This window comes from Methylocystis suflitae, from assembly GCF_024448135.1.
In the GTDB taxonomy this organism is placed as follows: Bacteria; Pseudomonadota; Alphaproteobacteria; order Rhizobiales; family Beijerinckiaceae; genus Methylocystis; species Methylocystis suflitae.
This window is the reverse complement of record NZ_JAMRYX010000056.1, coordinates 1-390: the sequence shown is the minus strand read 5'-3', so window position 1 is coordinate 390 and position 390 is coordinate 1. Positions and strand designations below refer to the sequence as shown.

Here is a 390-nt window from a genome sequence, read left to right as displayed (position 1 = left end):
GAACCTTACCTGGTCTTGACATCCACGGAAGTTTTCAGAGATGAGAATGTGCCTTCGGGAACCGTGAGACAGGTGCTGCATGGCTGTCGTCAGCTCGTGTTGTGAAATGTTGGGTTAAGTCCCGCAACGAGCGCAACCCTTATCCTTTGTTGCCAGCGGTCCGGCCGGGAACTCAAAGGAGACTGCCAGTGATAAACTGGAGGAAGGTGGGGATGACGTCAAGTCATCATGGCCCTTACGACCAGGGCTACACACGTGCTACAATGGCGCATACAAAGAGAAGCGACCTCGCGAGAGCAAGCGGACCTCATAAAGTGCGTCGTAGTCCGGATTGGAGTCTGCAACTCGACTCCATGAAGTCGGAATCGCTAGTAATCGTGGATCAGAATG

1 rRNA gene is annotated in these 390 nt (G+C 53.3%); it reads left to right on the top strand.

Annotated elements, in window-relative coordinates:
* Positions 1-390: ribosomal RNA gene (locus NEI07_RS04555) — 16S ribosomal RNA — on the top strand; the annotation flags it as partial.